We start from the raw sequence: 14,271 nt of genomic DNA, 5'->3' as shown, positions 1-14,271 counted from the left end.
ATCGAGAGACGCGCGAATTGCGCATCGATGCCGCCGATCCGCACTCGCCGTGGACCCACGCCGGCGCCTGGCGGCTCAATGGCGGTGTGTCGCGCACGCTGCGCTTCGGCTATGGCGAGCAAGTGCTCGACGTAAAGCTGGACAGCAATGCACGCGGCAGCACGCTGATCTACGCCGACCAGGCCGCGCCCTTTGCCTATACCTGCCAGGCGGACGATCTTCGCGTCAACCTCGGCACGCGGCGCACGCACGGACAGGTGCATGCCGATGGCGAGATCTTCCATGTCTTCTACGCCGGGCGGCATGTGAGCCTGGCGTGGCTCGACCCGCTCGCCCACGCGGGGGAAACCGAGGGTGAGGGCGGCAAGCTGACCGCGCCGATGCCGGGCAAGGTCATCGCCGTGATGGTCGAGGCCGGCAGCACGGTCACGCGCGGCACGCCGCTGCTGGTGATGGAGGCGATGAAGATGGAGCACACCATCAGCGCGCCCGCCGACGGGGTGGTCAGCGAAATCCTCTACGGCGTGGGCGAACAGGTGGCGGAAGGCGCGCAGCTGCTGGCGTTTGCGGGGAAATAGACATGCGGCTACCGGTCCGGCGCCCCGACGCCGGCCCGGAAGTGGCAGAGCGGGCGTGGGGATGCGGGTATGAATTTTCCCGCGGAATTTGAGACACCGCCTACGCGCGGGTCCGATGCGTCGTGCCTAGAATTGCGGACCTGCCGCCTGTCCCCCCGCATTTGCCATGCTACGAACGCTATGCCGGATTCTTCTCTGGGCCTTGCTGACTTCCGGCACCGCCGGGGCGGCGTGCACCGGCACCGGGGTCAGTTCGACCATGGCGTTGCCGGCCAGCCTCACGGTTGCGCGGGACCAGCCCAACGGCAGCATTCTCTTCGACACCGGCTGGGTCGGCGGCAGTTCCGCGTACATCGTATGCGATCCCCTCGAAACATGGAGCTATGGCTATGCCATGCCGATGACGCCGGCGGCCGGCGCCGGCGTCTATGAAACCGGCGTCCCTGGCATCGGCATCCGCACCGGGTGGTCGAACACCGTCAGCGTGCAGCCGGCCGATATCACCCAGTCCATGGTGCAGAACTGGCCGCGTGCGCAGCAGACGCTGCCCAATATGCGCGGCGCCTATCTGCCGCCCGCGCTGTATCGCGTCCAGCTGATCAAGACCGGGCCGGTCACGGCGGGCGTGATCGCGTTCCAGAATCCCACCGCGACGTCCATGTATGGCGGCATCGTCGCCACCTCGACCAACTTCACCAGTACCCAGGTCAATATCCGGACCGCAGGCTGCCGCGTCACCAACAGCAACATCATCGTCGAACTGCCAACCACCAGCCTGCAGAGCTTCGGCGGCGTCGGTTCGACGCAAGGCGCGACGCCGTTCAATATTCCACTGGTGTGCGATGCCGGCATCAGCATCGCCTACGAACTTGACGGGACGGCGGACGCATCGAATGCCCCAGGCGTGCTGGCAAACCAGGCCGGCAGCGGCATGGCCACCGGCGTCGGGGTACAGGTGCTGGAAGGCAAGGTGCCGGTAACGCTGAATGTGGTGTCGTCTCCGTATGTGCGGACCACCAGCGATAACGAGACCGTCAGCATTCCGATGACCGCACGGTATTTCAAGACCAGCCCGGTCGCGACCAGCGGCCGCGTGAACGCCATCGCGACGCTCAATATGAACTACCAGTAGCGGCCCCTGCGCCGCCCGGCGCGACTGCACAAGCCCGCGCGAGCCGCGGGAACCAAGGAAATGCCCCGCCAGCGCGGGGCATTTTCCATTGGCGGCGCGCCCGCCATCCGCCCCCGCGGCGCATTCCTCTGCCAAAATAGCCCTTTGAACCACCAGAGTCGCTGGAGACATCATGAAGTTGCAGTTGTACGTTCCGGATGGCCGTTACGAGCCATGGATCGAAGGTTTCGCCCAGGCGCTGCCGGAAGCCACCTGCGTGACCTGGGACGACAGCCGCGGCGAATCTGCCGATTACGCCGTGGTCTGGCGCCCGCCGGTCGAGATGCTGCGTGGCCGCACCGACCTGAAGGCGGTGTTCAACCTCGGCGCCGGTGTCGATGGCATCCTGAGCCTGCGCGACGAGGATCCGCAGGCACTGCCGGCCGGGGTGCCGATCGTGCGGCTGGACGACGCCGGCATGGCGGCACAGATGGCCGAATACGTCACCTCTGCCGTGCTGCGCTATTTCCGCCGGCTGGACGATTACGCCGCCCAGGCGCAGGCCGGCAAATGGAAATTTCTCAAGCCGCACCGCCGCGAAGACTTCACCATCGGCGTGATGGGCATCGGCACGCTGGGCACGCATATCGCGCGCACGCTGGCCGGCTTTGGCCTCCCGGTGCGCGGCTGGAGCCGCACCGCGCGCGCCGTCGAGGGCGTGGTGGGATTCCACGGCGATGCCGGCCGCGCACCGTTCCTGGACGGCCTGCGCGTGCTGGTCAATGTGCTGCCGCTGACGCCGCAGACCGAGAACATTCTCAACGGCGAACTGTTCGGCAAGCTGGCGCAGGGCGCCTACGTGATCAACGTCGCACGCGGCCAGCACCTGGTCGAAGCCGACCTGCTCGCGGCGGTGCAGGCAGGGCAGGTCGCGGGCGCGACGCTGGACGTGTTCCGCACCGAGCCGCTGCCCGCAGAGCACCCGTTCTGGCAGGAGCCGCGCATCACCATTACCCCGCATATCTCGGCGCTGACGCTGCGCGAGGACAGCATTGCGCAGATCGCCGGCAAGATCCGCGCGCTGCGCGCCGGCCAGCCGATCGCGGGCGTGGTCGACCTGCAGCGCGGCTACTGACCGCCGCACAAGCCGCCATACAGCCAACCATATCCCGAATAAACGACAGGAGACAGCCATGACCATGCCGAACTACGTGAAGATCGTTGAAGTGGGCCCGCGCGACGGCCTGCAGAACGAAAAGGCAATGGTGCCGACGGACGTGAAGGTCGCGCTGATCAACCAGCTCACCGACGCCGGCTTCGTCAATATCGAGGCCGCCTCGTTCGTGTCGCCCAAATGGGTGCCGCAGATGGCCGATGGCGCCGACGTGATGGCGCGCATCCAGCGCCGCGCCGGCACGCTGTATTCGGCGCTGACGCCGAACATGAAGGGCTTCGAGGGTGCGATCGCGGCCGGGGCCGACGAGGTGGTGATCTTCGGCGCGGCCAGCGAGGCGTTCTCGCAGAAGAACATCAACTGCTCGATCGCCGAGTCGATCGCACGCTTCGCGCCGGTAGCCGCCGCGGCCAAGGAGCAGGGCGTGCGCCTGCGCGGCAGCATCTCGTGCGCGCTCGGCTGCCCGTACCAGGGCGAGGTGCCGGTCAGCTCGGTGGTCGACGTGGTGCGCCGCATGCGCGAGCTGGGCTGCGACGAGATCGACATCGCCGACACCATCGGCGTGGGCACGCCGGTGCGCGTGCAGGAAGTGATGCGCGCCGCGGCGGCGGAGTTTGCACTGGACCGGCTCTCCGGGCACTTCCACGATACCTACGGCCAGGCCCTGTCCAACATCCTGGCCAGCCTGGAAGTGGGCGTCGCGATCTTCCATGCCTCGGTCGCGGGCCTGGGCGGCTGCCCCTATGCCAAGGGCGCCACCGGCAACGTCGCCACCGAAGACGTGCTCTACATGCTGCACGGCATGGGTATCCACACCGGCATCGACCTGGAAGCGGTGGTGCGCGCCGGCGACTACATCTCGCAGGCGATCGGCCGCGCCAACAGTTCGCGCGTGGGCCGCGCCCTGCTGACCAAATGGGCGGCCGCCAGCGACGCGGCGCCGGCCTGCGTGTAAGGCGCGCGGCTGCTGACAGGAGAACGCATGACGATGCCTGACGAAGCGCTGCCCGAGTCCGCGCAGCGCGTGGCCGAGCTGCTGGCCGGCCTCGGCCATGACCGGCCCGTGGTGATGCTGCCCGCGACCGGCAAGACCTCGGCCGAGGCCGCGGCCGGGCTGGGCTGCAGCGTGGCCGAGATCGCCAAGTCCATCATCTTCCGCCGCGTCGCCGACGATGCGCCGGTGCTGGTGATCGCCAGCGGCAGCAACCGCGTCGACGAAGCCAAGGTGGCCGCGCGCGTGGGCGCGCTGGGCAAGGCCGATGCGCGCTTCGTGCGCGAGAAGACCGGCTATGCCATCGGCGGGGTCTGTCCGATCGGCCATGCGGTGGCGCCGGTGATGCTGCTGGACCAGGACCTGTTCCGCCATGACAGCCTGTGGGCCGCGGCCGGCCATCCGCACGCGGTGTTCAACCTGACCCCGCACCAGCTGCAGCAGATGACCGGGGCCGAAGTGGCCGATGTCGCAGCCGCCGCCGCTGGCGCCTCCGGAGCCGCGGCATGAGCCCGGACCTGCGCCCCGGTCTGGCCTTCAGCTGGCAATACACGGTGCCGGCCAAGGCCACGGTGCCGCGCCTGTATGACGATATCCCGGGCTGCGCCGAGATGCCCGACGTGCTGGCCACCGGCTACCTGGTCGGCATCATGGAGTGCGCCTGCCTGCAGATGCTGCGCGAGCACCTGGACTGGCCGCGCGAGCAGTCGCTCGGCACGCTGGTCAGTTTCTCGCACCTGGCGCCGACACCGCCGGGCATGACGGTAACGGTCAGGGGCGAGCTGGTCGAGGTCGACGGGCGCCGCCTGCGCTTCCAGCTGAGCGCGTGGGACGGCGAGGACAAGATCTCGGAGGGCGTGCACGAGCGTCACCTGATCGACGCCGGCCGCTTCAACCAGAAGGTCGCAGCCAAGGCCGCGCGCGCGGCGGGCTGAGTGGCGAGCGCGCGCAACGCCATGGCTGCGATGCCCCCTTCGCCCGGCGCGCTCGCCGCGGAACTGGCCAGGCAGGCCGACGCCGCGCTGCAGGCCAGCCCGGTGCCGTCGCCGTGCCGCAACGTCTGCCGCATGGACCCGTCCAGCGGCTATTGCGAAGGCTGCCTGCGCACCATCGAAGAGATTGCCGGCTGGTCCTCGGCCGGCGATGAAGACAAGCGCCGCATCTGGGCGCAACTGCCGCGGCGCGCCGCAGGGCTGGCCGGCGAGGAGACATCGTGAGCGAAAGCACCGTGCCGCGCTTGCCGGCCACCATGCGCGTGTTCGAGCGCGGCTGGCTGTCGGCCAACAACATCCTGTTTGCCGACGGCGATGATACCGCGCTGGTCGACTCCGGCTACGTCACCCACGCGTCGCAGACGCTGGCGCTGGTGGCGTCCGCGCTGCAGGGCCGGCCGCTGGCGCGCGTGATCAACACCCATCTGCACTCGGACCACTGCGGCGGCAACGCCGCGCTGCAGGCGCGCTGGCAGCCGCGCACCGCGATCCCCGCGGCCGAGGCCAGCGCCGTGGCCGCGTGGGATACCGATGCGCTCAGCTACAAGGCGACCGGCCAGCAGTGCGACCGCTTTACCTTCGACAGCGTGCTGAACGACGGCGACACGCTGCGCCTGGGCGGCATCGACTGGCAGGTGGTGGCGGCCCCCGGCCACGACCCCCACGCGGTGATGCTGTTCGCGCCCGCCGAGCGCATCCTGATTTCCGGCGACGCGCTGTGGCAGAACGGCTTCGGCGTGATCTTTCCCGAACTGGAGGGCGAAAGCGGCTTCGCCGAGCAGGCGGCGGTGCTGGCGCGTATCGCGCAGCTCGACGTGCGCGTGGTGGTCCCGGGCCACGGCAGCGTGTTCACCGACGTCGCCGCGGCCGTCGAACGCGCGCAGGGACGCCTGGCGTACCTGGCCGCCGACCCGGCGCGCAATGCCGCCCATGCGGTCAAGGTGCTGGTGAAATTCAAGCTGCTGGAGGCGCAGCGGATGACGCTGGCGGCATTGGCCGCGTGGATGGAGGCGGCGCCGCTGATGGCCCATATGCGTGAGCGCTTTATGCCGGGGCAGCAGATGGCTGAGATCTGCGCGCAGACGGTGGGAGCGCTGGCGCGGGTGGGGGCGGCGCAGATCGAGGGAGAGTGGGTGGTGAATCGGGATTGAGCTGGTTCGAAGTGTGTGGAGGAGAGGGCCGGGTGCCTCCATGAAGTACCGACCCAACCCGCACCGCAGTCTTGTCTTCAGAACGACGTCCTGAACCCCACCTTCACGCTCCTGCCCGCCATCGGCGCGATATCCCGCAGGATCGATGCCGCGTTGCGCGCGTCCTGGTTGGTCAGGTTGTCGCCGCGCAGGTATACCAGGGTTTGCGTGCCCGCCACCTTGAACTTGTAGGTCAGCGCCAGGCTCAGCAGCGTGTAGGCATCGGTCGGGGTGTCGTTGGACGGCACGCGCGTCTGTTTGGCCGCATACGTGACATCGACGCGCGCGCCCCAGGGCCCGGCGCCATACACCAGCGCGCCGCCCAGGCGCAGCGGCGCCAGCCGTGGCAGCGGCTCGCCGGTGTCGCGGTTTTCGCCGCGCACGTAGTCGGCGCGCGCCTCGAAGTCGAGCGTGTCGCTGCTGGTCAGCATCTTCTGCAGCAGGCGGGTCTTGCCTTCGGCTTCGAAGCCGTACAGCGTCGCCGGCACGCCCAGGTACTGGAACTCGGGCAGCGCATCGGGGCTGCCGAGCGCGACCACGTCGCCGGCCTCGTCGCGCGCGCGGCCGGTGGCGTTGAGCGCGAGGTAGTTGGCAAAGCGGCTGTAGTAGCCCGACACGCCGGCGCTGTGCGCGCCTGACTTGAAGCGCACGCCCAGGTCGATCGAGGTGGCGCGCTCCTTGTTGGCGTTCGGATCGCCGACTTCCCAGGCACCGGTGGCGACGTGGGGGCCGTTGGCGTACAGCTCGTAGAAGGTCGGCGCGCGTTCGGTGTAGGACAGGTTGCTGGTCAGCGACCACGCCGGGTTCATCTTGTACAGCAGGCCGGCCGAGGCGCTGGTGGCGTTGAAGCTGCGGCTGGCGTCGGCGAAGCGGTCGTTGCCGTTGGCGCTGGCCTTGACGCTGCTGTGGTCCAGGCGGCCGCCGAAGTTCAGCTTCAGGTCGCCGCCGGCGGTCAGCGGCATTTCCTCGAACAGGAACAGCGCGGCGTTGTCGGTGTTGGTGCTGGGCACGAAGGCCTCTTCGCCCAGCGCCGAGAAGTTGGTGTGGCCGAACTGCGTGCCGACCACGCCGGTCAGGTTGCCGATCTTCGCGTGGCGGGCCTCGAAGCGCGCATCCCAGCCGCGGTTCTTGAAGATGGTGCCGGTCTCGCCGTCCTCGATTTCGCGGTGCTCGTAGTCGGTGAAGCTGACCTTGCCTTTGACCGACTCGAACCAGCCGCCGGTGTTGCCCGCCAGGTTGCGCGCCTCGCCTTCCAGCGCGAAGCGGTCCTGCTTCATCTTCAGCCGCACCGCGTCTTCGGCGGGCGTGCCGTAGTCGTTGCGGTAGGCGCTGTAGTTGGCGCCGAGGAAACCATCGGCCCAGGTGTAGGAGCCGCCCAGCGAGCCGCCCTGCTGGTCGGCGCTGGTATTGGGCAGGCGGCCGTAGGGTTCGGCCTCGCCGTCGGGCAGCGGCTCGGCGTTGCGCAGGCGGTCGCTGCGCGCGTAGCCGGGGATGCGCAGGTCGCTGGTCTTGCGCGCGAAGGCATCGGCGTGGACCGCAAACTTGCCGTTGCCGGCCTCGATCAGCGCGCTGGCGTTGCGTGCCTGGTCGCCGCCGGCGGTGGCGCTGGCATCGACCGCGCCGCCGACGCCTTCGATCGGCTCCTTGGGGATGCGGTTGTCGATCACGTTGACCACGCCGCCGATGGCATTGCCGCCGTACATCAGCGCCGCCGGCCCGCGCACGACTTCGATGCGCTCGGCCACCAGCGGGTCCACCGGCACGGCGTGGTCGTAGGACAGCGTCGAGGCGTCGACCGTGGTGCCGCCGTTCTGCAGCACCTTGATGCGGTCGCCGTCGAGGCCGCGGATCACCGGCCGGCTGGCGTTGGGGCCGAAGTAGGTCGACGACACCCCGGGCAGCTTGTCCAGGGTCTCGCCCAGCGTACTGGCCTGGCGCACCGCCAGCGCGTCGCCGCCCAGCGTCGAGACCGGCGCCACCATGTCGTTCAGATCGCTGCCCAAGGGGTTGGCGGTGACCACGACTTCGCGCAGCGTGGCGCCGGCCGGGGTGGCTGGAGCGGCGGCGGGAGCGGCATCGGCGGCCGGCGCCGCGGCGGTTTGCGCCAGCGCGGCGGGCGCTGCGAAAGCGGCGGCCAGCGTGGCAGTCAGGGAGACGGCAAGCGCCGCCAGCGGCGTCAGGCGCGGGGCGGAAGGCTGGGTGTAACGGCGGGCGGTGTAACGGTTCTTCGGGTTCTTCGACATGGCGCGCGGAGCAATGCAGTGGCAATCGGCCCGGCTGGCACGGCGGCATCCGGCCAGGCGCGGCACACCCGCGATGGGGCATGGCGGCGCGGCCGGCAGGGCGCGTGTTCAGCTCGGAATGCGTAAGACGGCAGGTGCGCGGCGCTGGCCGCGTCCCGGATCAGGCGAGGGCGATGGCCGGCACCGGCGGGGCGCGCGACTGGAAGGGATGGGCAGAAGGCAGGTCGGGCCAGCGCCAGGCCAGGCTGGCCGGCTTGACCGGCTTGCCGTAGGCAAGCTGCAGCGGCGGCAGTTTGCCGCAATGGGTGTCGGCGACGGTGGCGCCATCGAACAGCACGCACGAGTGCCCGCTGAAGGCCTGCGACAGCGGGTGCGGGTCGTTGTCGGACGCGGCGGCGTTGGCCGCGGCCGGGGCAGTGGCCGGCGCCAGCAGGCCGCCGTGGACGATGCGGTGGGTCAGCCCGGCATGCTGCGCCAGCAGCAGGCACAGCGCCAGCCACAGCGCGGACCACAGGCCCGGGCCGTGCGCGCGCAGGCGGGCGAACCAGTCAGTGCGCATGGGGAGGGCCGCCGTGGCCGCCATGACCGTGATCGTGGCCGGGATCGCCGCAACCGCAGTCATCGCCATGGCTGTGATCGTGGCCATGGTCGTGGTCGTCGTCGAAATCCTCGACCCAGGCTGGGAACGGGTCCGGATAGGCGGCCCAGGCTTCCACGCCGGCGGCCATCTCGGCATCGCTCAGCAGGCAGGCGTCGAGACGGGCCTGCAGCGCGGCGTGGTCCAGGTCCAGGCCGATCAGCACCAGTTCCTGGCGGCGGTCGCCGAACGGCGCCGGAGCGCCGGCGTCATGCATGTCCGCTTCTACTTCCGCGCGTTCGGCGGCGTCGGCCGGCCATTCCGCCGGGTCCAGCGCCGCCCACCAGGCGCCGGCGCCGCCATGGCGGCAGACGCCGCCGGACTGGTTCCAGTCGCCCGCGGTCTCCATGCGGCCCGCCAGCCAGAACAGGCCTTTGGAGCGCAGCACGCTGCCATGCTCGCGCAGCCATTCGGTATGGATCAGGTCGGCGAAGCGTTGCGGGTGGAACGGACGGCGGCGGCGGTAGACCAGCGTGGACACTCCGCTGACGGCATCCGCCGCGGGTGCCTGGCCACGCAGCGCGGCGAGCCAGCCGGCGCCATCGGCGACGGCTTCGAAATCAAAGCGGCCGGTGCCCTGCACGCGTCCGGGCGGCACCTTGCCGAAGCTGGCCTCGACGATGTCGGCGCGCGGGTTCAGCGCCTGCAGCGCCGCGCGCAGCCGCGCCAACTCGGCGGCGCCGACGAGGTCGGCCTTGTTCAGCACGATCACGTCGCAGCCTTCGATCTGCGCCACCAGCACTTCGGCCACGGTGCGGTCGTCGTCCTGGCCCTGCGCCAGGCCACGGTCGGCCAGGAACTCGGCTTCGTTGAGGTCGCGCAGCACGGTAGCGGCATCGACCACGGTCACCAGCGTGTCGGGCTGCACGACCGCGTCGGGCCCCGCGCCATGTTCGGCCTCGAACAGGAAGCCTTCGGCAATCGCCAGCGGCTCGTCCAGGCCGTCGGCCTCGACCAGCAGTGCGTCGAAGCGGCCCGTGGCGGCCAGCCTTGCGGCTTCGGCGAGCAGCGGCTCGCCCGAGGGCAGCACCGTGGCCTCAATGCCGGGCGGCAGCGAAGCCAGCGCTTGCCCGTCCTGCGCGCCGCAGATCAGCACGCCGACAAGCCCGCCCGCGCCATGCGCAAGCAGATGGTTCAGCAGCGTGGTCTTGCCGGCGCCGGGAAAACCGGACAGCACGGTGGCGGGCAGGCGATCAGCCATGGCAGCAGCAGGGAATGTGAAGGGAGCAGCGCAGCGCGCAAAGATGGCGGGCGCGCTGTTGCAACAAGGTTGCGAATTTACCAGAAAGGCCGCGGCGGCAACAGCCGGATGATTCTCAATGTCAGGCCGTGGCCATGGCGCGACAAGGGCGGGTGGGGGGCCAAAAACAAACGGCCCGGATACCCGGGCCGTCATGTTGCGCAGGCTGCGCCGGCTGGCCGGCGCGCCGTGCATCAGTCGCCGAACAGCTTCTGTCGCAGTTCGCGGCGTTGCTGCGCTTCCAGCGACAGCGTCGCGGTGGGGCGCGCCAGCAGGCGCGGCACGCCGATCGGCTCGCCGGTTTCCTCGCACCAGCCGTAGTCGCCGGACTCGATGCGCTGCAGCGACTGTTCGACCTTCTTCAGCAGCTTGCGCTCGCGGTCGCGCGTGCGCAGTTCCAGCGCGTGTTCTTCCTCGATGGTGGCGCGGTCGGCCGGGTCCGGCACGATCACGGTTTCGCGCAGGTGTTCCGTGGTCTGGTCAGCGTTCTTCAGGATTTCGTCGCGCAGCTGTTCAAGGCGGTGCTTGAAGAAGGCGAGCTGCGCTTCGTTCATGTAATCCTTGTCGCTCATCTTCAGGATTTCAGCTTCAGTCAGAAGTTTGTTGCTGCTCATGGTTGCTGCTGATTCTCTTGTTGATGCGGCCGGCGGCGTCTCAGTCCGCGCGGGTGCGCTGTCCGCGCGCTTGCGCGCCACGGTTGTTTCACTCTGGCTGGCTGCAGTCTTGCTGCTTCGCGGGCCTCCCTTCCTTGCGCCCGCTTCGGCGTTCGCCGTACTGCCGCGGGGAGCGGGCGCGGCCTTCACAGGCTGCGCCTTGAGCGTCTCTGCCGCTGCACTACCAGTCTTGCTGCGGCTTTCTTTGGTCTTCGTTGCGGCTGTCATGGGGACACCTCTCTCTCGCGTCAGTCAGTGACGGCGCGCGTCGGGGCACCCCAAGCGGAACAGGCGGTCTCCGCACGAAGCACTGCGACCGCACCTGCTGGCGGCCTGCCTCATGCTGACGACAACCGCCGCCCTGCAAGTCCACCGGCAAGCGGTGGACCGGACACCGGCGGCGGGAAAAAGGTGCGCCACCGGTATCAAATCCGGCCTATTGTACTTGAACAAATTTTTCGGAGATATGGGGAAAACCGGCTGGCGCTTCGGTATTTCCCCGGTACCCCGAACGGGGGGCAGCCGCGCGGCGGTGTCGGATGGGGTGCCGCCCGTGAGACGGCAAGCGCACTCAGGCCAGGCAGTTCTCCAAGCCCCTGAGGATGGCGTCGCGGGGCAGGTCCACGCCGATGAACACCATGCGCGTGCCCGGGGTCTCGTCTTCCCACTTGGCACCGATGTCGCTGCCCATCAGCTGGTGAACGCCCTGGAACACCACTTTGCGGTCCACCCCCTCCATATATAGTACGCCCTTGTAGCGCAACAGTTTTTCCCCGTAGACCGCCAGGATGCCGGACAGGAATTCTTCCAGCTTGCCGTAGTGGAACGGCTTGTCGCTGCGGAACACGAACGACGCGATGCGGTCGGTGTGGTTGTGGTGGTGATGGTGGTCATGCGCATGACCATGGTCGTGACCGTGATCATGGCCGCAGTCGGTGCCGCAATGGTCGCCGTGCTCGTGGTCGTGATCATGCGCGTGGTCGTGGTCCTCGGCGCGCAGGAATTCCGGATCGATCTCGAGCTTGGCGTTCAGGTTGAAGCCGCGCAGGTCGAAGATAGTGTCGATCGGGGCCTCGCCGAAATTGACCAGGCGGATCGGCGCGCGCGGGTTCATATGCAGCAGGCGGTGGCGCAACTCGGCCACGTCGCCTTCGCTCACCAGGTCGGACTTGGTGATGAAGATGGCGTCGGCAAAGCCGACCTGGCGCTGCGCCTCTTCCTGCTGGTCCAGTTGCAGGTGGGCGTGCTTGGCATCGACCAGCGTGATCACCGCGTCGAGCAGGTAGCGCGAGGCGATTTCCTCGTCCATGAAGAAGGTCTGCGCCACCGGGCCCGGGTTGGCCACGCCGGTGGTCTCGATCACCACGCGGTCGAAGTCGATCTCGCCGGCGTCGCGGCGCGTCAGCAGCGTCGACAGCGCCTGCACCAGGTCGCCGCGGATGGTGCAGCAGATGCAGCCGTTGCTCATCTGCACGATCTGCTCGCGGCCATCCTGCACCAGGATTTCGTTGTCGATGTTCTCTTCGCCGAACTCGTTCTCGATCACGGCGATCTTCATGCCGTGCTGCTCGTTCAGGATGCGCTTGAGCAGGGTGGTCTTGCCGCTGCCGAGGAAGCCGGTCAGGATCGTGACCGGAATCAGTTTGGACATTGTTGGTTCTCCGGGAAATGAGTGCCGGTCAGTGGGCGGCGCGCGTACGCTTGCCGCATTCGGCGCAGACGCCGTTCACGGTCAGCTCGACATGTTCGATGGCAAAGCCGCTGGGCACGCGCGGCGCTGCCGGCTGCGCCGGGGCGGCGGCATCGTCCAGGCAGAAGGTGCGGTCGCAGCGGGTGCAATGGAAATGGCTGTGCTGGCGATGTTCCTGCGCGCGCGCGGCCTCGTGCTCGACCAGGCTGAAGCGGAACACGCGGTCGTTGCCGGCGCGCTTCTGCGCCACGCCCTGGTCCACCAGCCAGTCCAGCACGCGGTAGACGGTGACGCGGTCGATGGTCTCGCCGGCCTCGGGTAGCCGGTCGATCACGGCCTGGTGGGTCAGCGCCTCGTCGCTGCCGATCAGGCAGGCCAGGATGCACAGCCGCGGCTGGGTCACGCGCGCGCCCAGCCGGCGCAGGCGTTCATGGGCGGCCTCCAGGGCCGCCGGGGTCGGGTTTGCCGGTTCCGGCGCCAGGGCCGGCCGGTCCGGACTGGGACGGGTCATGGCCGGATTTAACCATAGCCCTACGGTTGTTGCAATTCAGTTGCGTCAGCCGGGGCGGCGGATTGCGCCTATGATCGGCACAGGACCACCTGAGCGGAGACCCCCATGCTGAATGACGCGAGCGCGCTGCTGTTCCCGAATTTCGAACCGTTCCGGCAGCAGGTCGGCGAGGTCGAGATCGCCGGGGTGCGGGGCGGCTCGGGGCCGCCGCTGCTGCTGTTGCACGGCCACCCGCAAAGCCATCTGATCTGGCACCGGGTGGCGCCCGCGCTGGCCGACCACTTCACCGTGATCGCCACCGACCTGCGCGGCTACGGCAGCAGCGCGGCGCCGCCCGGCAATGCCGGCCACGAGCGCTACAGCAAGCGCACCATGGCGCAGGACCAGGTGGCGCTGATGGCGGCGCTCGGATTCCAGCGCTTTGCGCTGTGCGGCCATGACCGCGGCGCGCGCGTCTCGCACCGCCTCTGCCTGGACCATCCCGACGCGGTCAGCCGCGCCATGCTGCTCGACATCGCGCCCACGCTGGCCATGTACGAGCGCACCAGCATGGCGTTTGCCGCCGCCTACTGGCACTGGTTCTTCCTGATCCAGCCGGCGCCGTTCCCCGAGACCCTGATCAACGCCGAGCCGGATTTCTACATCCAGAAGCTGATGGGCCTGCGCCACGCCGGCCTGGCCGCGTTCGCCCCCGACGCGATGGCCGCCTACACCGCGGCGATGCGCGACCCGGCGCGCGTACACGCCATGTGCGAGGACTACCGCGCCGCCGCCACCATCGACCTCGAGCACGACCGCGCCGACCGCGAGGCCGGGCGCCGCCTGGCGCTGCCGCTGCGCGTGCTGTGGGGCGAGCACGGCGTGGTGGCGCGCTGCTTCGAGCCGCTGGCGCTGTGGCAGGAAGTGGCCGCCGACGTGAGCGGACGCGCGCTGCCCTGCGGCCATTACATCCCGGAGGAAGCCGCTGAACCGCTGCTTGAGGAAATGCTCGGTTTCTTCCGCTAGCGGGCGGCGGCTGTCGCGAAACGCCGACTTTGTGGGCGATTGCTGCCAGTTCTTCCCGCTTTCCCGCCATATGCCGCGGATTGCAGGCGGGTTAGCCCCTATACCTGCCCATTGTCTGCTGTTGTTAACATGAAGACCCGCCCTTGCCGTTTACGGCGGGGCAGCGGCGCCAGCCGGCATGGTCCAAGCGCGGCCACAGAGAGCGCGCCAGTGCGCCCGCCCACGCGGGCGCCGGGCCGGCGGCAACGCATTGCAG

The 14,271-nt window shown here is 69.2% G+C and carries 15 protein-coding genes; 9 read left to right on the top strand and 6 right to left on the bottom strand.

Annotated elements, in window-relative coordinates; genetic code table 11:
* The 8 genes from MKD38_RS25920 to MKD38_RS25885 all read left to right on the top strand — a co-directional run.
* A partial coding sequence (locus MKD38_RS25920) for an acyl-CoA carboxylase biotin carboxyl carrier protein subunit (RefSeq protein WP_305882536.1) occupies positions 1-578 on the top strand: 578 nt, incomplete at its 5' end.
* A 166-nt stretch (positions 579-744) separates the two neighbouring features.
* Complete coding sequence (locus tag MKD38_RS25915; protein ID WP_252681505.1) at positions 745-1,710, top strand: fimbrial protein; 966 nt, start codon at positions 745-747, stop codon at positions 1,708-1,710.
* A 172-nt stretch (positions 1,711-1,882) separates the two neighbouring features.
* Positions 1,883-2,824 carry a 2-hydroxyacid dehydrogenase gene (locus MKD38_RS25910; protein ID WP_252681503.1) on the top strand — a complete coding sequence of 314 codons (942 nt, stop codon included), beginning with the start codon at positions 1,883-1,885 and terminating at the stop codon, positions 2,822-2,824.
* Between the two features lie 58 nt (positions 2,825-2,882).
* Positions 2,883-3,818, top strand: coding sequence for a hydroxymethylglutaryl-CoA lyase (locus MKD38_RS25905; protein WP_116335878.1), 936 nt, complete (start codon positions 2,883-2,885; stop codon positions 3,816-3,818).
* Between the two features lie 27 nt (positions 3,819-3,845).
* A complete protein-coding gene (locus MKD38_RS25900) occupies positions 3,846-4,364 on the top strand; it encodes a YbaK/EbsC family protein (RefSeq protein WP_252681501.1) in 519 nt (172 codons plus the stop codon).
* Complete coding sequence (locus MKD38_RS25895; protein WP_252681498.1) at positions 4,361-4,789, top strand: thioesterase family protein; 429 nt, start codon at positions 4,361-4,363, stop codon at positions 4,787-4,789. Before MKD38_RS25900 ends, MKD38_RS25895 begins: the two co-directional genes overlap by 4 nt.
* Before the next feature lie 21 nt (positions 4,790-4,810).
* Positions 4,811-5,071 carry a DUF1289 domain-containing protein gene (locus tag MKD38_RS25890; RefSeq protein ID WP_252681495.1) on the top strand — a complete coding sequence of 87 codons (261 nt, stop codon included), beginning with the start codon at positions 4,811-4,813 and terminating at the stop codon, positions 5,069-5,071.
* A 32-nt stretch (positions 5,072-5,103) separates the two neighbouring features.
* Positions 5,104-5,997 (top strand): MBL fold metallo-hydrolase, encoded by an 894-nt coding sequence (locus MKD38_RS25885; RefSeq protein WP_252681510.1) that lies wholly within the window; start codon positions 5,104-5,106, stop codon positions 5,995-5,997.
* 77 nt (positions 5,998-6,074) lie between these two features.
* On the opposite strand, the gene MKD38_RS25880 is transcribed toward MKD38_RS25885, so the two are convergent.
* The 6 genes from MKD38_RS25880 to MKD38_RS25855 form a co-directional block, all read right to left on the bottom strand.
* Positions 6,075-8,279, bottom strand: coding sequence for a TonB-dependent receptor (locus MKD38_RS25880; RefSeq protein ID WP_252681492.1), 2,205 nt, complete (start codon positions 8,277-8,279; stop codon positions 6,075-6,077).
* A gap of 160 nt (positions 8,280-8,439) precedes the next feature.
* Positions 8,440-8,838 carry a hypothetical protein gene (locus MKD38_RS25875; protein WP_252681489.1) on the bottom strand — a complete coding sequence of 133 codons (399 nt, stop codon included), beginning with the start codon at positions 8,836-8,838 and terminating at the stop codon, positions 8,440-8,442.
* On the bottom strand, positions 8,828-10,117 hold the full coding sequence (locus MKD38_RS25870) for a GTP-binding protein (RefSeq protein ID WP_252681486.1): 1,290 nt from the start codon (positions 10,115-10,117) through the stop codon (positions 8,828-8,830). The genes MKD38_RS25875 and MKD38_RS25870 overlap by 11 nt, the downstream gene beginning before the upstream one ends.
* Positions 10,118-10,350: 233 nt before the next feature.
* Entirely contained in the window at positions 10,351-10,770 is a 420-nt protein-coding gene (gene dksA, locus MKD38_RS25865; protein WP_010813282.1) for an RNA polymerase-binding protein DksA, read from the bottom strand.
* A gap of 610 nt (positions 10,771-11,380) precedes the next feature.
* A complete protein-coding gene (locus MKD38_RS25860; protein WP_252681482.1) occupies positions 11,381-12,460 on the bottom strand; it encodes a CobW family GTP-binding protein in 1,080 nt (359 codons plus the stop codon).
* Positions 12,461-12,488: 28 nt separating this feature from the next.
* Positions 12,489-13,010: a Fur family transcriptional regulator gene (locus tag MKD38_RS25855; RefSeq protein WP_252681480.1), complete on the bottom strand. Its 522-nt coding sequence runs from the start codon at positions 13,008-13,010 to the stop codon at positions 12,489-12,491.
* 105 nt (positions 13,011-13,115) lie between these two features.
* Between MKD38_RS25855 and MKD38_RS25850 the strand changes: the two genes are divergently transcribed.
* A complete protein-coding gene (locus MKD38_RS25850) occupies positions 13,116-14,015 on the top strand; it encodes an alpha/beta fold hydrolase (protein ID WP_252681477.1) in 900 nt (299 codons plus the stop codon).
* Positions 14,016-14,271: the final 256 nt, after the last annotated feature.

This window comes from Cupriavidus sp. WGlv3, assembly GCF_023952475.1.
GTDB lineage: Bacteria > Pseudomonadota > Gammaproteobacteria > Burkholderiales > Burkholderiaceae > Cupriavidus > Cupriavidus phytorum.
This window is presented reverse-complemented; position numbering and strand designations above follow the sequence as displayed.